Here is a 19,427-nt window from a genome sequence, read left to right as displayed (position 1 = left end):
GTTCAGCGGATGACGAAGACCTCCTCCGGCTCGCGACGGGCGGGCCTTCTTCTGAGCAGCAGCACCAGGCCGCCGGCCACCGCGAGCCCGCCCAGCGCGTAGGGCCAGGCCGGTGTCTCCGGCACGGCGGCCGGGGCCGCCTTCGGGATGGGGGTCACCCCCGGGACGGGCCGGAACGGCGTCCCCCACGGGTGGCCCGGCGGTTTGACCGCGCCCCACGGGTCGGGCATGTCCGCCACCCGCATCGGGTCGTACTCCGGCGGCGAGAGCGTCAGGCCGCCCGGCACGGTCAGCGTGCCGATCTCGTCGTGCCCGTAGTAGCCGAGCAGCGCCTCGACCTTCCATTCGCCGGCGGGCAGGATGATCGACGTGGCGTAGTGGGAGGGTTCGGCGAGGCGGGTGCCCGTGAAGTCGTACCGTTCCCCGTTCCGGCTGAAGCGGAGTGTGGTCTCGCCGAAGGCCTCGTCCGTGATGGGCTCGGTGCCCAGGGCCAGCGCCCAGTAGCCGATCGTGTACGCGACGCCGGGCCGGATCTCGGGGATCGGATCGAGTTCGGTGGACGCGAACCCTCCGGCGGCGGCCGGGACCGGGACGAACAGCAGGGAGAGCACGCCCAGCAGGCAGGCGATTCTTCGGATCATGTCCCTGATACCCGGGTCCGGGCCGGAAGGTTCCGGTGTGGTTGTCAACCGGGGAGCGGTCTCGCGGCGTGTCCGGGAGCGGCAGACAACCGGACAAACGAAGGGAGCGCGGGTGGATGCGGATTTCGCGGACTTCGTCCGCCGCCGGGGTGACCACCACCTGAGGACCGCCGTGCTGCTCACCGGCGACTGGCACGCGGCCGAGGATCTCGTGCAGACCTCGCTCGGGAAGCTCCTGGCGGTGTGGGACCGGCTCGACACCACGGCGGGGCCGGACGCGTACCTGCGAAAGATCATGGTCAACACGCATCGGTCGTGGTGGCGGGCGCGGTGGCGGCGGGAGATCCCCCGGGCCGAGTTGCCCGACACGGCGGGGCCGGGCGACCTGTCGGAGGGGCGGGTGGTGGCCGAGGAGGTGCGGGCGGCGTTGCGGCGGTTGCCGGCGCGGCAGCGGACCGCGCTGGTGCTGCGGTTCTTCGCCGACCTGTCCGAGGCGGAGGTGGCCGGGCTCATGGGGTGCTCCGTGGGCAGCGTCAAGGCGCACGTGCACAGAGGGCTGAAGGCGATGCGGAAGCTGGTCAACCGGACCGAGGACGAAGGGAGTGTGCTCCGGTGAACGATCGACATGAGGAGGCTCTGATGCCGGAGAACGAACTGCGCACCCTGCTGGCCGAGGCCAGCGCCGACCGCCCGCCGGGCGTGCGGATCCTGCCCGTCGCCCCCCGTCCGCGCCGGATGTGGCTCCCGGTCGCCGCCGCCGCGGCGGCGGCCGCGACGGCGGTGGTCCTGGTGCTGCCGGGGACGACGCCGTCGGCCAACGCGCAGGTGATGGCGGCGGTCGACACGACGTCGTCGGAGAGCTACCGGATCGAGACGGTGTCCGGGGCGAAGACCTTCACCGGGGCCTTCGACCCCGAGAGGCGGGTGGGGGTCATCGTCAGGAACGACGGCGCCGAGACCCGGTTCGTCGGGGACACGGTGTACGGGAAGGACCCCGGCGACGCCAAGTGGTTCGCCGGGCCGCGCTTCGACGACGAGCTCCGGCAGGCGCCGGCCGCGGTCGGGCTGGTGAAGCTCATGCCGCTCGACCCGCCGGCGGCGCTGAGCCGGCTGCGGGCGGCGACCGAGGTGACCGAGCAGGGCCCGGCGTCCGGCGACGGGTGGACCGGCGCCCGGTTCGCCTTCACCCTGCCAGACGGCGTCTCCGGCCTGGTCGACGTCGACGACCAGGACCGGATCAGGCGCCTGGAGGTGACCTTCGCCGCCGAGAACCACACCAACGTGATGGAGTTCGGCGACTTCGGCACGGCCGTGACGGTCGAGGCCCCGCCGCAGGACCAGATCACGACCGAGCCCGGTGACAAGCACGCCGGCGGGGTCCCCAAGCCCGTCGGCACCGCGTCGCCCGTGAAGCCGTGACGCTTCGACGACGCCGACCGTCGTGAGAGCCGCCTCCCCCGTCACGGCGGGGGAGGCGATGCGGCACGCCCCGGTGCCGCCGGTCAGCCGCGGGAGATCACGTATGTGTCCTCCCGGTCGCCGGCCGGCGGAACCGGCCGGGGCCGGCGCAGCCGCCCTGCTAGGAAGACCGCCACCGCGCCCATGGCCGCGCCGCCGGCGGCCCAGCCCCACGGCAGGCCGTCGTCGGCGCGGGCGGCCGGGGCCGGGGCGGATGCGGCGGCCGGGGCGGGCGCCGCCGACTGCGAGGGGACCGGAGCCGGGGCCGTGGCGGTGGTGCCCGCCGTCACGACGTGCTTGGCGTCCCACGGGAAGCCCGGCGGCTTCACCGGCCCCCAGTGGTCGGTGACCGTCCCGCCGGTCTGGCTGGGGAACGGCGGGGGCGCGACCTCCAGACCGCCCGGCACGGTCAGCCGGCCGAGGTTGTACGGCGCGAAGATGCCCTGCACCCCTTCGAGCTTCCACGTGCCCTCGGGCACCTGGATCGTGGCGGCGAAGTGGGCGGGCTCGGGCAGCGGCGTCCCGGGGAAGTCGAGCACCTTCGACCCCTGGGTGAGCCGCAGGCCGGTCCGCATGTCGGACTCGGGGCCCTCGAAGGGGTGCGTCCCGTGCTGGAGCACCCAGTATCCGATCGTGTACGTCGCCCCGGGTTCGATCGACTGGGGGAACGTGTCGAGTTCCGTCACCGCCCACGCGCCGGCGTTCGCGGGAACGGCCGGGAGGAGAACGGCGGCGACGACCGCCAGGGCGGCCAGAATTCGTCGTGTCATACCCCTGCTACCGGCCCGCCCGGGAAAAGGTTCTCAGCGGTGCACGATCAGCCACGTCGCCACGGCGGTCACCCGGTCGGACCGGTTGCCGATCAGGTGGGGGCGGTCGCACGGGAAGGTCACCGAGTCGCCGGGGCCGAGGGTGACCGTCTCCGACTCGAACTCGACGGTCAGCTCCCCGGCCGTGACCGTGCCGACCTCGTAGCCGTCGTGCTTGAGGAACTGGCCGTGGGCGTTGGAGATCGACAGCGGCGGATAGGTCGACTCGAAGAACTCGACGTCGGGCGTGGGCGACGGCGACAGGCGGCGGAAGGTGATGCCGCCGCTGAGCAGGATGGGCGCGACCTCCCCGGCCCGCCGTACGGCGAAGGCCACCGGCGTCACGTCGGCGGGGTCGAACACGTCGGCGAGCGGCACGCCGATGGCGGTCACGTAGGCGATCAGGCGGGAGACCGACGGGCGCATGAGGCCGCGTTCGATCTGCGAGACGGCCGACGGGGAGATGTCGAGCGCCCTGGCGACGGCGCGCAGGGAAAGCCCGGACCGCCGGCGCAGCTCACGTAGCCGGGCCCCGAGCTGTTCGGTTCCGAGGGCCTCGGCGTCCATGGCTCCTTACCGATTGTCACAACGGGTTAACGACGCCGAAACGGGGCGGGCGTTAAGTCATTGCTTAACACCAGCATACCCCCCGAGGAAGCCGCGATGACCGACGTCCGAACAGGCCTCATCAAACCCGGCTACGACCCCCGCCTCGCCAACGAGGACCTCGCTCCGCTGCAGAACCAGACCTGGTCGTCCTACAACATCTTCGCATTCTGGATGTCCGACGTGCACAGCGTCGGCGGATACGTCACCGCGGGCTCGCTGTTCGCGCTCGGGCTGGCGTCGTGGCAGGTGCTGCTGGCCCTGCTCGTCGGCATCGTCATCGTCCAGGTCTTCTGCAACCTGGTCGCCAAACCCAGCCAGGTCACCGGCGTGCCCTATCCGGTCATCAACCGGGCGATCTTCGGGGTGCTCGGCGCGAACATCCCGGCGATCGTGCGGGGCGCCATCGCGATCGCCTGGTACGGCGTGCAGACCTACCTCGCCTCGCAGTCGCTCTTGATCATCTTCCTCAAGTTCTGGCCGTCGACGGCCTCGCTCAACGAGACGACCTTCCTGGGGCTCTCGCCCCTCGGCTACATCTGCTACGCCATCCTCTGGGTCGCCCAGGCGGCGGTGTTCTGGAAGGGCATGGAGGCGATCCGCCGGTTCATCGACTGGGCCGGTCCCGCCGTGTACGTCGTCATGGTCGTCCTGGCGGTCTACCTGGTGAGCGAGGCCGGATGGGAGAACATCTCGCTCGACCTGAGCGCGGGCGAGAGCCTCGGATTCGCCGAGTCGATCCCGGTCATGCTCGGCGCGATCGCGCTGGTGGTGTCGTACTTCTCGGGGCCGATGCTGAACTTCGGCGACTTCTCCCGATACGGCAGGTCGTTCGAGGCGGTCAAGCGGGGCAACCTGCTCGGGCTCCCGGTGAACTTCCTGTTCTTCTCGATCCTGACGGTCATCACCGCCTCGGCGACGGTGCCGGTGTTCGGGGAGCTGATCACCGACCCGATCCACACGGTCGAGCGGATCGACACGCCGTTCGCGATCCTGCTCGGCGGGCTGACCTTCGTGATCGCCACGATCGGCATCAACATCGTGGCGAACTTCATCTCGCCGGCGTTCGACTTCTCCAACGTGTCGCCGCAGAAGATCTCGTGGCGGATGGGCGGCATGATCGCCGCGGTCGGGTCGGTGCTGCTGACGCCGTGGAACTGGTACAGCAACCCCGACGCCATCCACTACACGCTCGGCGTGCTGGGCGCGCTGATCGGGCCGCTGTTCGGCATCCTGATCGCCGGCTACTACGTGATCAGCAAGCAGTTCGTCGACGTCGACGCGATGTTCACCATGTCGCCGACCGGCCGTTACTACTTCAGCGGCGGCTACAACCCCAACGCGATCTACGCGATGCTGGCCAGCGGGATCCCGGCGATCCTGTCGGTCGTCGTGCCGAAGCTGATCGGGTCGGGCCTGTGGATCGCCGACTACTCGTGGTTCATCGGGTGCGGGCTCGGCTTCGCCGCCTTCATCGTGTTCGAGCGGCGCAACCCCCGGATCCTCGTGTGATCCACGTCAAGGTGATCAACCCCAACACCTCCCGGGACATGACCGAGACCATCGGCGCGTGCGCCCGGGAGGTGGCGGCCCACGTCACCGCGGTCAGCCCCGCCATGGGACCGGCCTCGATCGAGAGCCACTACGACGAGGCGCTGGCCGTGCCGGGCGTGCTGAGCGAACTGCACGGCGCCGACGCCTACGTGATCGCCTGCTTCGGCGATCCGGGCCTGGACGCCGCCCGCGAGGTCGCCGACGGCCCGGTGCTCGGCCTCGCCGAGGCGGCGATGCACGTCGCCACCCTGGTCAGCCGGAGCTTCAGCGTGGTCACCACGCTGGGCCGGACCGTCCAGCGGGCCCGCGACCTGGCCGACCGCTACGGCTGCGCGGCGGCCTGCCGGGGCGTGCACGCGTGCGAGATCCCGGTGCTCGACCTCGACGACGAGGCGTGCGACCTCGTCGCGGAGGTCGCGGAGGCCGCTCTCCGGGAGGACCGTTCTGAGGCGATCGTGCTCGGGTGCGCCGGGATGGGGGCGTACACGAAGGAGATCGCCCGCAGGATCGACGCCCCGGTGATCGACGGGGTCCAGGCCGCGGTCACCCTGGCCGAGTCGCTGGTCCGGCTCGGACTCACCACCAGCAGGAAGGGCGAGTACGCCGCTCCCCCGCCGAAGCCCTACGCGGGCCTGCTGGCCGAATTCGCGTTGCGGGCGGAACGCCCGATCTGAGAACTTCCCCGCATGACTCCGCTGCGGCAGATCCGGGCCCGCCACGACGAGCACACGATCACCGTCTACCAGGCCTACAACCCCGAGATCGGCGAGTACGCCGCCACCCACGGCCGGTTCGCGCCCGACTACAACAGGAACCGGATGACCTGGGTGAAGCCGTCGTTCCTGTGGATGATGTACCGCTCCGGCTGGGCGACCAAGCCCGGCCAGGAGCGGGTGCTGGCCGTCCGGATCACCCGGGAGGGCTTCGAGTGGGCGCTGGCCCATTCGGGGCTCAGCCACTTCGACTCCTCCGTGCACGGGGACCGGGCGGAGTGGACGGCCACCCGGCACCGGCCGGTCCGCGTCCAGTGGGACCCGGAGCGCTCGCCCGCCCTGCACGCGCTGCCGCACCGCTCCCTCCAGATGGGCCTGTCGCGCGAGGCGGTGGACCGGTATGTGGACGAGTGGATCGTCGGGATCGACGACGTGACCGACCTCGCCCACCGGCTGCACGCGCTCGACCCCGGCTCCCGCGCGGCCGAACTCCCGGTGGAGCGCCCCTACCCGCTCCCGGCGGACATCGCCGCGACCTGCGGGCTTTCCTCATGATCGAACAGGTGTTTGATAGCCTGACGAGTTATGAGCGTTGTGTTCCAGCCGTCGCTGCTCGACGCGACGGCCGACCACGAAGGGCCGGGGCCGCTCGGCGGCCACGTCCACCGCACCCTTCTGTCTGACGGCGCCTGGATCGACGTCCGCCCCGGCTGGATCTCCGGGGCCGACGCCCTCTTCACCCGCCTCGCCGACACCGTCCCCTGGCGCGCCGAACGCCGCCGCATGTACGACAACGTCGTCGACGTCCCCCGCCTCCTGGCCTTCTACGACGAGGGCGAGCCCCTGCCCGACCCGCTGCTCGACCAGGCCAAGGCGATGCTCGACGACCACTACCGCGAGGAGCTCGGCGAGCCGTTCCGCACCGCCGGCCTGTGCCTCTACCGCGACGGCCGCGACAGCGTCGCCTGGCACGGCGACCGCATCGGCCGCGGCTCGACCGAGGACACGATGGTCGCGATCGTCTCGGTCGGCACGCCCCGGGCGCTGCTGCTGCGGCCCCAGGGCGGCGGCACGACCATCCGCCACGACCTGGGCCACGGCGACCTGATCGTCATGGGCGGCAGCTGCCAGCGCACGTGGGAACACGCCATCCCGAAGTCGGCGAAGGCGCTGGGCCCGCGGATCAGCATCCAGTTCCGGGTGAGAGGGGTCCGCTGACCTCTCGGGGGATATCGAGAAGGGGACATCGACAATGGACATGAAGCTCGAAGTCATCGTCCTGCCCGTGGCCGATGTGGACCGGGCGAAGAACTTCTACACGGGGCTGGGCTGGCGCGAAGACGCCGACTTCGCCACCGGAGACGATTTCCGCGTGGTCCAGTTCACCCCGCCCGGCTCGCCCTGCTCGATCATCTTCGGCACCGGGGTGACCTCGGCGCCACCCGGCTCGGCACGCGGCCTGCACCTCGTCGTCGACGACATCGAGGCCGCCCGGTCCGAACTGGCCGACCGGGGGGCGAACCCGAGCGAGGTGTTCCACGACGAGGGAGGCGTCTTCCACCACGGCGGCGGCAAGGCCCGGCTCCCCGGTCCTGCGCCCGACCGCGCCAGCTACGGCTCGTTCCTGTCCTTCGACGACCCCGACGGGAACGGCTGGTACCTCCAGGAGATCACCACCCGCCTCCCCGGCCGCTGAGCCAGACCGGCGGAACCAGCACCGGCCTGACGGGCGGGGACCCTGCCGCACTTGACGTGGGAGGACAACACCGCACCTGACGCGCGGGGACACCGCCACATCTGACGCGCGGGGACACCGCCACACCTGACGCGCAGGGACACCCCACACCTGACGCGCGGGGACACCGGCGCAGTTGGCCCGCGGGCACCCTCGTGTCCGGAAGCAGTGGCCGCCGGATCATCGCCGTCGGCGCGCAGCGAAATGGGTCATGTCGTTATCGCCGGCCCTAATTTCCAAGGCGCGCCAAACGGCAACATTCGTCTGGATGTATTCGCGCTACGATCGTCGCCCTGCCGTCAATAGTCGGGGAATGACGTGACAATTCGGATTGCGACGGTAATTGTCGGGATTTACGCCGTCGCCATGCTGGGTGCTCTCGCATGGGCGATAATCACCGGGGATTGGCACGTCTTCTTCCTCGCGACCCTCGGGGAGCGTTATGACCCCGCCGATCTGACGCTGGTCCTCCTGAAGCTGGTCGCGGCCGGGTTACGCGGCTGGCTGATCTGGACGGTGCTGGTCCGCCCGCCGTTCGAGGGTCCGCTGTGGATGCGGGTGCTGCGGGTCCTGCTCTACGTGAACGCCGTCCTGGTCGTGGTGGCCCTGTCCGTTCCGATCGCCGGATACGCCGCCCTCCTGGTGACCCTTCCGGTGGTCGTTATGACGCCCCTGGTGTTCCGCCAGGTGCCCTTGGCGGTCCGGGTGGTCGTCGCGGTCGCGGGAGTGGCCTCGCTCGTCGTGGCGGTCGTCCTGGACCTGCCCGGGGCGGCGGTCGGGTGGCCGATCGCGGTGGTGCTGCTCCAGGTCTTCTGCGGGTGGAGCCCGCTCACCCGGTGGCTCGGACTGGCCGCGCTCGTACACGCCGGCGTGATGAGCATGCTGCCGGGTCAGTTCACGACGTTCGTCGATCTGAGCCGGTGGTTCCTGCTGCTGAGCGCCTTCGCGGTCGTTCAGGCGTTGTGGCTGGCCCACACCGCCGCCGACCTGAGCCGCGACCACACGACCGCGCCGCTCGCGTTCCGGATGGGCGCGGTGGTGCTGGCCTCGGTGGTGGCGGGGACGGTGGTCGTGGCGGCGATGCGTCCGCCGGTGGAGACGCTGGTCGTCAACGAACTGACGAGCGGCGAAGAGGACCCACCGGACTTCGCTGCCGGGTGCGAGCCCTGGACCCTGCTCGGGCAGGAGTACGTCGCCACCCCGCCCAACGAGCGGGAGAAGGCCTACCTGTGCCTGGCCGGTCAGTACGACGAGCGGTCCGACGCCGCCCTGCTGGCGGAGGGCCGGGCCCTCTGCGCCGCCGACACGCTCTACGGCGGCACCCTGGAGAAACTGGTCTACCTCTGTCCCGAAAAGGCGGGCGCGGCGGACCCCGGACTGCTGCTCGGCCGGGCCGTCGTGGACGCGATCCACGCGGCGTGCAGGGATCCCTGGCCGCGCGTCCGGTCGCGCGGGCGCTTCCCCACTGTGCCCTACCTGCTGGAGAAGCCCGGCGAGGGCTACCAGGTGGTCACCAACCGCCTGCGCGGGGAGCCACCGGGCTGGCTCGACGAGGAGCCGATCCCCGTCGGGCAGGGCGTTCAGGGCGTGTGCGTGACGTACAAGATGCTGAAGCAGCCGCCGCCCCTGCGGGCAAACGGGTGGCGGAGCGTCGTCGAGGTGCCGCTGAGCTCCCACGGCACGGTCCAGTTGAGAGGGGTGCAGCCGAACTTCATGGACGAGATCGGCGAGGACGGGCAGCGGATGCGGATCTACACCCGCGACCTGGCCGTGGAGGGCCTGCGTGCCGAGCAGCACCTGATCGTCACGTTCCCCGGCCGCTCGCTGAAGAGGGTCGTGCACAAGTGAGGCCGATCGCCGGGGTGGCGATCGGCCTCTTGGGGTCAGCCGACCGGCTCCACCGGGGCGGCCACCGCGGTGCGCGGGGCCGTCAGGACCGGGCGTTCGACCAGCGTGACGTCGACCTTCAGGCCGGGCGCGAGGCGCACCGCCTCGTGGCCCGGGACGTCGGCCAGCACCTCGCCGCCGCCGTCGAGCTGGACGCGCAGTCGCGCGATCGAGCCCCGGAACGACGACGCGAGGATGAACCCGCGCCCGTCGCCCGACGGGGTGACCCGCACGGCCTCCGGCCGGACCAGGACGTCGACCTCCGCGCCGGGGGCGGTGCCGTCGAGCGGGAGGGTCTGGCCGAAGACCTCGACGGTCTCCCCCGACACGCGGCCCGGCAGGTGGTTCATCGTGCCGACGAACTCGGCGACGAACGGGGTCGCCGGGCGGTCGTACACCTCGGCCGGTGGGGCCACCTGCTCCAGCCTGCCCGACTTCAGCACCGCGACCCGGTCGGCGACCGACAGGGCCTCCTCCTGGTCGTGGGTGACGAAGATCGTCGTGATGCCGAGTTCGAGCTGGAGGCGGCGGATCTCCTCACGGAGGTTCACCCGCACCTTGGCGTCGAGCGCCGACAGCGGCTCGTCGAGCAGCAGCACCTTCGGCTGGAGGGCCAACGCTCGGGCCAGGGCCACCCGCTGCTGCTGGCCGCCGGAGAGCTGGTGGGGGTAGCGCTCGCCGAAGCCGCCGAGGCCGACGAGCTCCAGGAGTTCGGCGGCGCGGCTGTGGCGTTCGTCGGCAGACCGCCGCCGGACACGGAGCCCGAACGCCACGTTGTCGCGCACGTTCAAGTTGGGGAACAACGAGTAGCTCTGGAACACCATCCCGGCGTCGCGCCGGTTGGCGGGCACGCGGGTGACGTCGGCGCCGTCGATGAACACGGCGCCGGTGTCGGGGCGTTCGAACCCGGCCACGCAGCGCAGCGCGGTCGTCTTCCCGCAGCCCGACGGGCCGAGGAAGGCGATCAGCTCGCCCTGCTCGATGGTCAGGCTGAGGCCGTCGAGGGCGACCGTGCCGCCGAACGAGCGGCGCAGCTCACGGAGTTCAACGGTCATTTCGACTTCCTTCCCGCCCCCGAGAGGGTGAGCAACAGCAACCAGATCAGGCCGAGGCTGAGCACCGACAGCGCCACCGAGAGCTGGCCGTCGTTGCCGGAGACGGTGACGATCCACACCGGGAAGGTGCGGTAGCCCATCAGGGCCGCGATCGTGTACTCGCCCATGACGAGCGCCAGGCTGAGGAACGAGGCGCCGGCCACGGCCGAGCGCAGGTTCGGCAGGATCACCCGGAACAGCACGTACGGCCACGAGGCGCCCAGGTTCCGGGCCGCCTCCACGAGGGTGCGCACGTCGACGGCCCGCAGGCCGGTGTCCAGCGAACGGTAGGCGAACGGCAGCGCGAGCATGACGTACGCCAGCACCAGGACGACGGGGAAGTTCTCGTCCTGGATGGAGATGAGGGTCTGCCAGAACGGCGTGGCCGCCAGGGCGTCGGTGCCGCCGCGCAGGGCGTTGGCGATGCCGACCACATAGGTGATCGGGGGCACGATCAGCGGCAGCGTCGTGATGGTCTCCAGCACGGGGCGCAGGCCGGGGGCCCCGAGACGTACGGCCAGCAGGGCCGGCAGCGCCAGGAGCAGGACCAGCACGATCACGGCGGCGCCCAGCAGCAGCGACTTCAGGAGGCTCTCGCCGAAGCCGGGGGCCGAGACGATCCGGCCGTAGGCGCCGAGGGAGAAGCCGCGCGACTCGTTGTAGACGGTGAACCAGACCGCGATGGCGAGCGGCACCAGGAAGTAGACCGCCGCCACGCCCAGCGTCAGCCGCCGCCACGTCACGCCAGCCATCGTGAGCTCCTCTTCTGCAGCGGCAGGTAGACGGCCATCACCAGCAGCGCGATCACGATCATGTCGAGGGACAGCGCGAGGGCGATGTTCTCGTACCCGATCAGCACGTTGCCCGTGAGGGCGTCGGCGATCTGCAGCGTCACCAGCGGCACCGACGCGCCGACCATCGCGGCGGCGGTCGCGTAGGCGGCGAACGCGCCGCCGAACAGCAGCACGGCCCCGCCGAGCAGCGCGGGCCCGAGCACCGGGATGCCGACGTGCCGCCAGAACTGCCAGGTGGACGCGCCGTTGTTGAGCGCGGCCTCCCGCCACTGCGGTTTGAGGCCGTCGAGCGCGGGGGCGATGACGAGCACCATCAGCGGTACGGAGAAGTAGAGGTACACCAGGGCCAGGCCCCAGAAGTTGTAGAGCACGCCCGAGCCGAGGCCGAGGGCGGCGGTGACCACGCCGGAGTTGCCCAGCGTGGCGATCCAGATGAAGGCCAGCGGCACGCCGCCGAAGTTGGCCAGCACCCCCGACGCGGTCAGCACCGCCTCGCGCAGCAGCCCCGACCGGGAGGTCAGCACCGCCTGCGCGAGGAACGCCCCGAGGACCGCGCCCAGGATCGCGACGACGGCCGACAACGTGACGCTGTTCCACAACGCCCCGAGATACGGCTCCCGCATCGTCGCCGACAGGTTCTCGAACCCGAACCCGCCGCCCTTGACCGAGAACGCGCCGACGACCAGGACGACCGTCGGGATGCCGAACGCGATCAGGGTGACGACCAGCAGGGGGGCCGCCGCCAGCCACCCGGCGCCGCCACCGCGGCGCCGGGAATTCGTGAGACCGGCCATCAGCCCGCGACCGCGGCGCCCCAGCCGGAGGCGACGGCTTCGTTCGCCTTCGTGACCTGGTCGGGCGTCGGGAAGGTCGGCTCGCCGTCGACCGGCGGGAGGGCGGCGGAGGCGGCCTGGTCGACCGAGCCGTCGGCGATCATCGCGGGCAGCAGGACCGGGCGGGCGAAGCCCTTCAGGTAGAGGTTCTGGCCCTCGGTGCTGTAGAGGAACTCCTGCCAGAGCCGCGCGGCGGCCGGGTGGGGGGCGTCCTTGTTGATGGCCTGGGCGTAGAGCTGGAAGTACTTGCCGTCGCTCGGGACGACGGTCTTCCAGTCGAGGCCCTTGCCGGCCATGATCGGTGCGTAGGCGGCGTTGTTGTAGTCCCAGTCGATCGAGATCTGGGTCTCGCCCTTCTCGATGGTGGCCGGGGTGGTCTCGACCGGGTTGAAGTTGCCGGCGTCCTTGAGCTTCTTGAAGAAGTCGATGCCGGGCTGGATGTCGTCGAACGAGCCGCCGTTGGCGAGCGCGGCGGCGTACACGCCGGCGAAGGCCGAGCCCGACTTGGTCGGGTTGCCGTTCATCGCGACCTTGCCCTTGTACTCGGGCTTGAGCAGGTCGGCGAAGGTCTGCGGGCAGGCCGCGATCTTCTTGGCGTCGCAGCCGATGGAGACGTAGCCGCCGTAGTCGTTGAACCAGAGGCCGGTCGGCTCCTTCTGGCCCTCGGGGATCTTGTCCCAGTTCGCCACCTTGTACGGGGCGAACAGGCCCTCGGCGGCGCCGCTGATCGCGAACGACTGGCCGATGTCCAGGACGTCGGGGGCGCGGTCCTGGCCCTTGCGCGTCTTCACCGCGTTGATCTCGTCGGCGGAGGAGGCGTCGGGGGTCTCCTCCTCGATCTCGATGCCGGGGTACTTGGCCTTGAACGCGGCCAGGATCTCGCCGTAGTTGGCCCAGTCCGGGGGCAGCGCGATGACGTGCAGTTTGCCCTCGGCCTTGGCGGCCTCGTACAGCTTGTCGATCCCGCCGAAGTCGGCGGCGGAGGTGGCGGTGCGGGCGTCGACCGCGGCGGCGCCGCCCGGGGCGGCGGCGGAGGAGGTGGAGGTTGCCTCGGTGCCGGGCGCGGACCCACAGGCCGCGACGGCGATCAGCAGACCGGCGGTGAGGCCGGTGAGACGGACTCGGGAAGAGACCACGGTGAACTCCCACTGGAGCGATGTGCACAGAACTTGTCCAAACAAGCTAGGGACACCACATCGCCCGCCACCGTCCTGACGGTGAACAGTCGGAGACCATTCGTCAAATGGCTAAACCCCTACTTTTCCGGACGATTCGTCGACCGTACGGTTGAGCCGGACCTGTACACACACAGCGGGGAGCGCCTGTGCATCCGCGTTACGCGCGCATCGCCGACGAGCTCCGGGCGGCCATCCTCGGCGGTGAGCTCCCGGTCGGCGCGCCCCTGCCCTCGGAGACCGTGCTGGCCGCCCGGCACAAGGTCGCGCGGGGCACGATCCGCCAGGCCGTCGCGGTGCTGACCGCCGAGGGACTGGTGGGCTCCCGCCAGGGTGCCAGACGGATCGTGCTGGGGCGCGAACGCAGCCAGAACTTCGCGGTGCTGCACAGTTTCGCGGAGTGGGCGCGGGCCGCCGGGCACGAGGTGACGGGCCAGGTCATCGGCCAGCGCCGTCGGACGGCCGGCGCCGCCGAGGCGGCCCGGCTCGGGCTGGCCGCCGGCGATCCGGTGCTGCAGGTGCTGCGGCTGCGCCGCCTCGACGGCGTCGCGGTGCTGCTGGAACGGACCGTGTACGCCGGCTGGCTCGCCCCGTCGGTCGAGCGGTTACCGGCCGACTGCGACTCGGTCACGCGGGCCCTCTACGAGTCGCAGGGCCTGGTGTTCGCGTACGGGGAGCATCTGATCGACGCCGTCGCGGCCGGGACCGAGGACGCCCGCCTGCTCGGAGTACGGCGGGGCGGGCCGCTGCTGCGGCAGCGGCGGGTGACCACGACGCGGGAAGGGCGCCCGGCGGAGTGGTCGGACGACCGCTACCGGGCCGGCAGCGTGACGTTCGCGATCCGCAACGCGGCGGGCGCCCTGGCGGTGCACCCGCGGGACTAGCCGTAGTAGCCGCTCTCGATGCGCTGCTTGAACACCGACTGGATGCCCTGGTGGGCCATGACGCCCTGCGACACCGTGTAGTCGATCAGCAGGACGCTGGCCTCGAACCTCAGGTTCTCGGTCACCCGGGTCCCGGCCGCGTCGAGGTCCTCGAAGGTGATCGTCTGGTGGGTGATGACGTTGGGCAGCGTCCACGAGTCGACCTCGTAGAAGTAGCCGGCCGCGTTGACGCGCTGCTGCGCGTGGGTGTTGATCGGCGTCGCGGGCAGCCCCGGCTGGAGCGGCGTGTTCTCGATCGCGGTCTGGTTGATGGTCCGGACCCCGCCGGCGGTGGTGTCGCAGTGGACGACCACCCGCTGGAGCAGCGGGTTGGCGCCGATGTGGTTCTCGAAGTTCGAGTAGATCGCGAAGACCTGGTCGCGCGGGGCGGCGATGTCGACCGAGATGCTCTGCGACCGGGCGGCCCGGCCCAGGGCGGGGTTGGGGTGGTTCAGGGCTTCGACCAGGGTGTACGTGGTGCGGGCCAGCTCCCACTGGAGGGCGATCAGCGGGTCGGAGTCGGCCTTGGCGGGCGAGCTCATGACGGACAGGACCATCGTGAGGGCGAGCAGTGGAGCGCTTAACAGCCGGAACGGCTTCTTTCTCATGGGCACATCACACCCCAGAAGCCGTTGGAACGCTCCTGGCAACAACTGCCAGGATTCTCAGGGAAGCAACCGGTACCCCACTCCGCGCACCGTTTCCACGACATTCGGCTCGCCGAGTTTGGCGCGCAGATGCGCGATGTGGACGTCGAGAGTTCGCGCCGCCGACCGGCTCAGGTCCTTCCAGTTCTCCAGCAATAAGGTCTGCTTGGTGACGACCTCTCCGGGCGTCTGCACGAGCCGCCGGAGTAACGCGAACTCCTTCGGCGTGAGCGGCACATTCCGGCCGTCGCGCCAGACCAGATAACGCCGCGCGTCGATCTGGATGTCGCCCGCCTGGAGCACGTCGGTCTTGCCGCCCCTGGTGCGCCGCAGGACCGCCTCCATGCGGGCCTCCAGCTCGTCCATGCAGAGGGGTTTCACCAGGTAGTCATCGGCGCCGGCGCGCAGCCCGCGGACCCGTTCGGCCCGGTCGTCGCGGGCCGACAACACGATGATCGGCACGTCGCTGACCCGCCGGATCTCCCGGCAGGCCGCGCTCCCCTCGTCGCCCCGCACGCCGAGAAAGACGACGTCATATCCGAGAGTCGCCGTCCGGTCGGAACCGACCGTGACCGAATAACCGGATTTCCCCAGCGCGGCCTCGATCTCGGCCGCCGTCTGACTATCTTCGTCCACGACGAATACCCGCATGTCTCCCCGTGTTTAAAGCTGTGGCCCCCGCCGGGCAATACTGGTGGGTATCCGTTGACCTGTCAATAATTGCCGAAGAACCAATTAGGGACTCGTCAAATGAATGGCCGCCTCAGCCGTGTACGGCAGGAAGGTGAACGACTCCTGGAGATAGAGCGTCACCGTGGAGTCGGTATGGCTCAGATATCCGATGGAGACGTCCTGCCCGAGGTGCAGGTCGAAGTCGCCGCCCCGGGTGGTGAGCACGACCGCCCCGCTGATCGCGGGGGCCCAGATGATGTCGCCCGACACGAGCCGCTGGATGTGCTCCAGCACGGGATAGCCGTGGTCGGCCGTCTCGGCGACCCCGGTGTAGGCGTCAGCCGACAGCAGCACCGAATAGGGGCCGTCGACCCCGGCCATGCGCAGGATGCCGAGCGCCTGCGCGATGGCGTCGGGGTAGCCCCGCACGTCGGCAGGGAGCACCAGCGGCGCGTGGGCGCTGAGCGGGATGACGCCCGAGATGTGGCCGGGGGCGTACCCCTCGAAGACGGCCCGGTCCTCGGCGATGGCCAGCGCGGCGGCGGCGTCCTTGACCGGCTGCCAGTCGGAGTCGTTGGAGCCGCGCTCGACGTCGTCGACCGCCTCCCGGTCGAGCTCGAACGGCCGGCGCAGCTCGACCAGCCGCGCCACCTCCCGCTGCCAGGCCTGCACGCCGTGCGCCGGCGGCTGGATCGGGGTCGTGTGCCCGGTCGACACGGCCGACAGTTCGGTCCCCCCGGGGCCGTGCACGTCAACCACCCGGCGTCCGGCGATGTGCCGTTTGAAGGTGCGGGCGGCCTCCTCCTCGATCTGCGCCCAGGCGGCGCCGGAGATCGGGGCCAGCTCCCGATGGAGGTTGTTCATGACTGCGGCACTCCCTTGAGGTCTCCGATGATCAACCGGCCCGACCGCACCGGCTCGGGCGGGTCTTCCAGGAAGGCACCTGAGGGAACGAAGTAGAGGGAACCGGTCAGCGCGGTGGAGAAGTCGAGGATCCGGTCGTAGTTGCCGGGCGGGTCCCCGATGAACATGTTGGTCAGCATGTGCTCCAGCAGCGCGGAGCTGCGCGCGTAGCCGATGAAGTAGGTGCCGAACTCGCCCTGCGAGGCGTTGCCGAACGGCATGTTGTCGCGCAGGATCTTCAGCTCCCTGCCGTCCTCCTCGATGACCGTGAGCGCGTTGTGCGCGTTCGGCGGCTTGTCGTCGTCGTCGAGCTCGACGTTGGAGAGCTTGTGGCGGCCGATGACCTTCTCCTGGTCCTCGGTGGCGAGCCCGTTCCAGGTGGCCAGGTCGTGGACGTACTTCTGGACCAGGACATAGGAGCCGCCGGCGTAGTCGGGGTCCTCGTCGCCGATGAGCACCGACTCCGACGCCAGGTCGCCGGTGGGGTTCTCGGTGCCGTCGACGAAGCCGAGCAGGTCACGGGCGTCGAAGTAGCGGAAGCCGTGAACCTCGTCGGCGCTCGCGACCGCGTCCCGGATCCGGCTCATGATCAGCATGGCCAGCTCGAAGCAGAGGTCGTGGCGGTTGGCCCGGATGTGGATCAGCAGGTCGCCCGGCGTCGAGGGCGCGTAGTGGGCGCCCCGGATCTCCTGGAACGGGTGCAGCCCCTGCGGCTTCAGCAGCCCCGGGTAGAGCCGGTCCCAGAACTGGGACCCGAACCCCAGCACGCACGACAATCCCGGGTCGAGCGACCGGAACCCGACCGTGCGCAGCAGCCCCGCGAGGTCTTCGCCCAGGTCCCTGACCGCCTGGTGACCCGTCGGCTTGATCGTGGCCACGATGAAGATGGCCGCCGGGCTGAGCGAGCCCAGGACCGCCTGCACACCGCTCCTATGGTCCTCCACTCCGTAAGGCGTCGCCCGGGACACGGCAGGCGAACCTCCTGATCCGGTACGGGTTCGTCTATGCCCGGTAGTGGGAGACGACGGCCGGCTGACCGGTGTAGTTGGGCCCGGCCGTGTCGTCGGCGCCGAGGTATTCGTAGGGCAGCTCGACCACGGCGGGGCCGGTCCGCGAGATGCGTCTGTTCCTGGGGTCGTAGCCGAACCCCTGGCTCCGCAGCGCGGCCAGCAGCTTCCGGGGCGATCCGGCCTCGACGGAGGCGATGTCGAAGTTGGCCACGAACCTGCCATGCTCGGTGAGCCATCCGGCGATGTCGGTGAGGACCCTGAGTTTGTCGCCGAGGTAGTGGAGGCCGTGGACGACGGTGACCAGGTCGTAATCCCTTTCCGGCTGCCAGCCCGGAATCGACGCGACGACCAGCCGCAGGTTGGCCGCCGGGGGGACGGCGAAGTGGCCGACGAGGTCGACTCCGGTGACGTCGGCGCCCGCGATGACGCCCTCGGCCAGCGCATGACCCTCACCGCAGCACAGATCCAGCCACGTCTTGCCGCTGAGGGTCGCGGTGAGGTTCAGCCCCAGCTCACGCGAGTAGCCGCGCAGGCGGCGGCCCCGGTTCATGGCGTTGTTGGCGACGACCGAGGAGGCGTCCAGCTCGGCCGGACCCAGCAGCCTCCTGCGGCCCGGGCCGACGATGTGCATACGTCTTATTTTGTCGCCAGTTTCTGGAATCGGCGGGCATTTCTGACCGCCGCGCCGGTGGCGTCGTTGTTGAAGTAGACGTAGGCGTCGCCGGGCAGTCGTTCGAGCCAGGTCTTCATCGCGCGGTCGCCGTATTCGGGCGGGTTCTTCCTCGATGTTCCTTCGTGGAAGCGCAGGTAGGCCCAGGTCGTCGTCCGCCACAGCGGGCCCTGGATCCTGCCCAGCCGATCGGCCCAGACGAGGGCGGCGGACCGGTTTTCGAGGGTCCGCCGCAGGTCGTCGTTCCACCACGATTCGTGGCGGGGTTCGACGGCCAGCTCGACGCCTTTGGGGAAACATTTCAGGCAGTCGTCGAGGGCGTCTCTTTCGTAAGGGAGATTGGGCGGAAGCTGGATGAGAATCGGGCCGAGTTTGTCGCCCAGCCCCTCGGCCACCCCCATCAGCCGCGCGACCGGCTCCTTCGGGTCTCTCAGGCGTCTGACGTGGGTCAGATAGCGGCTGGCCTTGACCGCCATGACGAAATGGCCGGGCGTGCGGTCGTGCCATTCCTCGAAGGTCTCCCGCCGGGGCAGCCGGTAGAAGGCGCCGTTGTTCTCGACGGTGGCGAACTCCTCGCCGTAGTGTTCCAGCCAGCGTTTCTGCGGCAGGCCGGGCGGATAGAGCACCCCGCGCCAATCGGCGTACTGCCAGCCGGACGTCCCCACCAACATTCCCTCAGCCTAGGCTTCGGCGGGTGAACACCAGGGAGATCGCCCGCCGCTTCGCCCGGACCTGGCAGACCGGCTGGGCCACCCACGACGTCGACCTGCTTCTTTCTCTGTACGCCCCCGCCATCGTCCACCACTCGATGCCCTTCCGCGAGCCGCACCAGGGTCTCGACGCGCTCAGGGAGTACCTGACGTGGTCGTTCTCCGAGGAGCACGTGCTCGACGTGCGGTTCGGCGAGCCGCTGGTCGACGGCGACACGGCGGCGATCGAGTTCCGGGTGCGCGCGAGGGAGGGAGACCTGGCGGGCTGCGTGTTCGTGACGTTCAATGCAGCGGGATTGGCCGTCGCGACCCGCGACTATTGGCACATGTCAGATAATCGCGAACATGTCGAGAATTCGATGTGACCGCTGCGACCTCGTCGTGGGAGAAGGTTGTTCGTGCGGCGGAATTCCGGTCCGAACCTCACCTCCGCCCGAAATTCTGATTTCCCCCACCGGATTCGCCCATCTGCCGGGCGCATGCGTGCACTTTCCCCCGCCTGAGGTGTTCGCGCGGGAATGGGGCCGGGTGCCCTCCCCCACGCTCGGCGTCTGGCAGCGGATCAGCGCCCATCCCGGATACGCCTGAACGAC

The 19,427-nt window shown here is 70.3% G+C and carries 23 protein-coding genes; 10 read left to right on the top strand and 13 right to left on the bottom strand.

From position 1 onward, the window contains the following. Nucleotides 1–2 precede the first annotated feature (2 nt). Nucleotides 3–641: a hypothetical protein gene (locus GT755_RS24905; protein WP_161482041.1), complete on the bottom strand. Its 639-nt coding sequence runs from the start codon at nt 639–641 to the stop codon at nt 3–5. A 112-nt stretch (nt 642–753) separates the two neighbouring features. On the opposite strand from GT755_RS24905, the gene GT755_RS24900 reads away from it, so the two are divergent. Both GT755_RS24900 and GT755_RS24895 read left to right on the top strand, forming a co-directional pair. Further along, the gene (locus GT755_RS24900) at nt 754–1,257 is read left to right on the top strand and encodes a SigE family RNA polymerase sigma factor (protein WP_161482040.1); all 504 of its coding nucleotides are present in this window, start codon (nt 754–756) and stop codon (nt 1,255–1,257) included. Between the two features lie 23 nt (nt 1,258–1,280). Beyond that, entirely contained in the window at nt 1,281–2,060 is a 780-nt protein-coding gene (locus GT755_RS24895) for a hypothetical protein (RefSeq protein WP_161482039.1), read from the top strand. 83 nt (nt 2,061–2,143) lie between these two features. Here GT755_RS24895 and GT755_RS24890 read toward each other — a convergent pair whose 3' ends face one another. Both GT755_RS24890 and GT755_RS24885 read right to left on the bottom strand, forming a co-directional pair. Then, nucleotides 2,144–2,869: a hypothetical protein gene (locus GT755_RS24890; protein WP_161482038.1), complete on the bottom strand. Its 726-nt coding sequence runs from the start codon at nt 2,867–2,869 to the stop codon at nt 2,144–2,146. 33 nt (nt 2,870–2,902) lie between these two features. Beyond that, a complete protein-coding gene (locus tag GT755_RS24885; RefSeq protein WP_161482037.1) occupies nt 2,903–3,475 on the bottom strand; it encodes a helix-turn-helix domain-containing protein in 573 nt (190 codons plus the stop codon). 96 nt (nt 3,476–3,571) lie between these two features. Between GT755_RS24885 and GT755_RS24880 the strand changes: the two genes are divergently transcribed. The 6 genes from GT755_RS24880 (at nt 3,572) to GT755_RS24855 (ending at nt 9,364) form a co-directional block, all read left to right on the top strand. Beyond that, nucleotides 3,572–5,026, top strand: a complete 1,455-nt coding sequence (locus tag GT755_RS24880; protein ID WP_161482036.1) for an NCS1 family nucleobase:cation symporter-1 — start codon at nt 3,572–3,574, stop codon at nt 5,024–5,026. Beyond that, nucleotides 5,023–5,742 (top strand): aspartate/glutamate racemase family protein, encoded by a 720-nt coding sequence (locus GT755_RS24875; protein ID WP_328794484.1) that lies wholly within the window; start codon nt 5,023–5,025, stop codon nt 5,740–5,742. The genes GT755_RS24880 and GT755_RS24875 overlap by 4 nt, the downstream gene beginning before the upstream one ends. Before the next feature lie 12 nt (nt 5,743–5,754). Further along, nucleotides 5,755–6,336 (top strand): DUF4291 domain-containing protein, encoded by a 582-nt coding sequence (locus tag GT755_RS24870; protein WP_161482035.1) that lies wholly within the window; start codon nt 5,755–5,757, stop codon nt 6,334–6,336. Between the two features lie 30 nt (nt 6,337–6,366). Next, nucleotides 6,367–6,999 carry an alpha-ketoglutarate-dependent dioxygenase AlkB gene (locus GT755_RS24865; protein ID WP_161482034.1) on the top strand — a complete coding sequence of 211 codons (633 nt, stop codon included), beginning with the start codon at nt 6,367–6,369 and terminating at the stop codon, nt 6,997–6,999. 40 nt (nt 7,000–7,039) lie between these two features. Then, nucleotides 7,040–7,477, top strand: coding sequence for a VOC family protein (locus GT755_RS24860; RefSeq protein ID WP_235967234.1), 438 nt, complete (start codon nt 7,040–7,042; stop codon nt 7,475–7,477). Between the two features lie 405 nt (nt 7,478–7,882). Beyond that, nucleotides 7,883–9,364 carry a hypothetical protein gene (locus tag GT755_RS24855; RefSeq protein WP_161482032.1) on the top strand — a complete coding sequence of 494 codons (1,482 nt, stop codon included), beginning with the start codon at nt 7,883–7,885 and terminating at the stop codon, nt 9,362–9,364. Between the two features lie 35 nt (nt 9,365–9,399). Here the strand turns inward: GT755_RS24855 and GT755_RS24850 are convergent, their stop codons facing one another. From GT755_RS24850 to GT755_RS24835, 4 genes are read right to left on the bottom strand one after another with little or no spacing between them, the layout of a single operon-like run. After that, on the bottom strand, nt 9,400–10,458 hold the full coding sequence (locus tag GT755_RS24850; protein WP_161482031.1) for an ABC transporter ATP-binding protein: 1,059 nt from the start codon (nt 10,456–10,458) through the stop codon (nt 9,400–9,402). Further along, on the bottom strand, nt 10,455–11,249 hold the full coding sequence (locus tag GT755_RS24845) for an ABC transporter permease (RefSeq protein WP_161482030.1): 795 nt from the start codon (nt 11,247–11,249) through the stop codon (nt 10,455–10,457). Before GT755_RS24845 ends, GT755_RS24850 begins: the two co-directional genes overlap by 4 nt. Continuing rightward, entirely contained in the window at nt 11,237–12,085 is an 849-nt protein-coding gene (locus GT755_RS24840; protein ID WP_161482029.1) for an ABC transporter permease, read from the bottom strand. Before GT755_RS24840 ends, GT755_RS24845 begins: the two co-directional genes overlap by 13 nt. Continuing rightward, complete coding sequence (locus GT755_RS24835; RefSeq protein ID WP_161482028.1) at nt 12,085–13,260, bottom strand: ABC transporter substrate-binding protein; 1,176 nt, start codon at nt 13,258–13,260, stop codon at nt 12,085–12,087. Before GT755_RS24835 ends, GT755_RS24840 begins: the two co-directional genes overlap by 1 nt. A gap of 188 nt (nt 13,261–13,448) precedes the next feature. Between GT755_RS24835 and GT755_RS24830 the strand changes: the two genes are divergently transcribed. Next, nucleotides 13,449–14,183, top strand: coding sequence for a GntR family transcriptional regulator (locus tag GT755_RS24830; RefSeq protein WP_161482027.1), 735 nt, complete (start codon nt 13,449–13,451; stop codon nt 14,181–14,183). Here the strand turns inward: GT755_RS24830 and GT755_RS24825 are convergent. The 6 genes from GT755_RS24825 to GT755_RS24800 all read right to left on the bottom strand — a co-directional run bounded on the left by GT755_RS24825 (nt 14,180) and on the right by GT755_RS24800 (nt 18,795). Beyond that, a complete protein-coding gene (locus GT755_RS24825) occupies nt 14,180–14,830 on the bottom strand; it encodes an SRPBCC family protein (RefSeq protein WP_161482026.1) in 651 nt (216 codons plus the stop codon). The genes GT755_RS24830 and GT755_RS24825 overlap by 4 nt on opposite strands. A gap of 57 nt (nt 14,831–14,887) precedes the next feature. After that, on the bottom strand, nt 14,888–15,520 hold the full coding sequence (locus GT755_RS24820) for a response regulator transcription factor (protein WP_161482025.1): 633 nt from the start codon (nt 15,518–15,520) through the stop codon (nt 14,888–14,890). An 84-nt stretch (nt 15,521–15,604) separates the two neighbouring features. Beyond that, a complete protein-coding gene (locus GT755_RS24815; protein WP_161482024.1) occupies nt 15,605–16,405 on the bottom strand; it encodes a family 1 encapsulin nanocompartment shell protein in 801 nt (266 codons plus the stop codon). After that, entirely contained in the window at nt 16,402–17,367 is a 966-nt protein-coding gene (locus tag GT755_RS24810) for a Dyp-type peroxidase (protein WP_161482023.1), read from the bottom strand. The genes GT755_RS24815 and GT755_RS24810 overlap by 4 nt, the downstream gene beginning before the upstream one ends. Nucleotides 17,368–17,446: 79 nt before the next feature. Continuing rightward, the gene (locus GT755_RS24805) at nt 17,447–18,085 is read right to left on the bottom strand and encodes a class I SAM-dependent methyltransferase (protein ID WP_161482022.1); all 639 of its coding nucleotides are present in this window, start codon (nt 18,083–18,085) and stop codon (nt 17,447–17,449) included. 5 nt (nt 18,086–18,090) lie between these two features. Continuing rightward, on the bottom strand, nt 18,091–18,795 hold the full coding sequence (locus GT755_RS24800) for a DUF72 domain-containing protein (RefSeq protein ID WP_161482021.1): 705 nt from the start codon (nt 18,793–18,795) through the stop codon (nt 18,091–18,093). Nucleotides 18,796–18,818: 23 nt separating this feature from the next. Between GT755_RS24800 and GT755_RS24795 the strand changes: the two genes are divergently transcribed. Then, nucleotides 18,819–19,199, top strand: coding sequence for a nuclear transport factor 2 family protein (locus GT755_RS24795; protein ID WP_161482020.1), 381 nt, complete (start codon nt 18,819–18,821; stop codon nt 19,197–19,199). The last annotated feature ends 228 nt before the right edge of the window (nt 19,200–19,427 follow it).

It is taken from the genome of Herbidospora solisilvae (assembly GCF_009901565.1).
In the GTDB taxonomy this organism is placed as follows: domain Bacteria; phylum Actinomycetota; class Actinomycetes; order Streptosporangiales; family Streptosporangiaceae; genus Herbidospora; species Herbidospora solisilvae.
Note: the sequence above shows the minus strand (reverse complement) of the source record. Positions and strands in the feature narration are given on the sequence as shown.

Excerpts from the sequence above, each read along its gene's own strand:
- GT755_RS24905 (WP_161482041.1), bottom strand. The coding sequence starts at position 641 with ATGATCCGAAGAATCGCCTGCCTGCTGGGCGTGCTCTCCCTGCTGTTC.
- GT755_RS24895 (WP_161482039.1), top strand. The coding sequence starts at position 1,281 with ATGCCGGAGAACGAACTGCGCACCCTGCTGGCCGAGGCCAGCGCCGAC.
- GT755_RS24890 (WP_161482038.1), bottom strand. The coding sequence starts at position 2,869 with ATGACACGACGAATTCTGGCCGCCCTGGCGGTCGTCGCCGCCGTTCTC.
- GT755_RS24885 (WP_161482037.1), bottom strand. The coding sequence starts at position 3,475 with ATGGACGCCGAGGCCCTCGGAACCGAACAGCTCGGGGCCCGGCTACGT.
- GT755_RS24880 (WP_161482036.1), top strand. The coding sequence starts at position 3,572 with ATGACCGACGTCCGAACAGGCCTCATCAAACCCGGCTACGACCCCCGC.
- GT755_RS24870 (WP_161482035.1), top strand. The coding sequence starts at position 5,755 with ATGACTCCGCTGCGGCAGATCCGGGCCCGCCACGACGAGCACACGATC.
- GT755_RS24865 (WP_161482034.1), top strand. The coding sequence starts at position 6,367 with ATGAGCGTTGTGTTCCAGCCGTCGCTGCTCGACGCGACGGCCGACCAC.
- GT755_RS24860 (WP_235967234.1), top strand. The coding sequence starts at position 7,040 with ATGAAGCTCGAAGTCATCGTCCTGCCCGTGGCCGATGTGGACCGGGCG.
- GT755_RS24855 (WP_161482032.1), top strand. The coding sequence starts at position 7,883 with ATGCTGGGTGCTCTCGCATGGGCGATAATCACCGGGGATTGGCACGTC.
- GT755_RS24850 (WP_161482031.1), bottom strand. The coding sequence starts at position 10,458 with ATGACCGTTGAACTCCGTGAGCTGCGCCGCTCGTTCGGCGGCACGGTC.
- GT755_RS24845 (WP_161482030.1), bottom strand. The coding sequence starts at position 11,249 with ATGGCTGGCGTGACGTGGCGGCGGCTGACGCTGGGCGTGGCGGCGGTC.
- GT755_RS24840 (WP_161482029.1), bottom strand. The coding sequence starts at position 12,085 with ATGGCCGGTCTCACGAATTCCCGGCGCCGCGGTGGCGGCGCCGGGTGG.
- GT755_RS24825 (WP_161482026.1), bottom strand. The coding sequence starts at position 14,830 with ATGAGAAAGAAGCCGTTCCGGCTGTTAAGCGCTCCACTGCTCGCCCTC.
- GT755_RS24820 (WP_161482025.1), bottom strand. The coding sequence starts at position 15,520 with ATGCGGGTATTCGTCGTGGACGAAGATAGTCAGACGGCGGCCGAGATC.
- GT755_RS24815 (WP_161482024.1), bottom strand. The coding sequence starts at position 16,405 with ATGAACAACCTCCATCGGGAGCTGGCCCCGATCTCCGGCGCCGCCTGG.
- GT755_RS24805 (WP_161482022.1), bottom strand. The coding sequence starts at position 18,085 with ATGCACATCGTCGGCCCGGGCCGCAGGAGGCTGCTGGGTCCGGCCGAG.
- GT755_RS24800 (WP_161482021.1), bottom strand. The coding sequence starts at position 18,795 with ATGTTGGTGGGGACGTCCGGCTGGCAGTACGCCGATTGGCGCGGGGTG.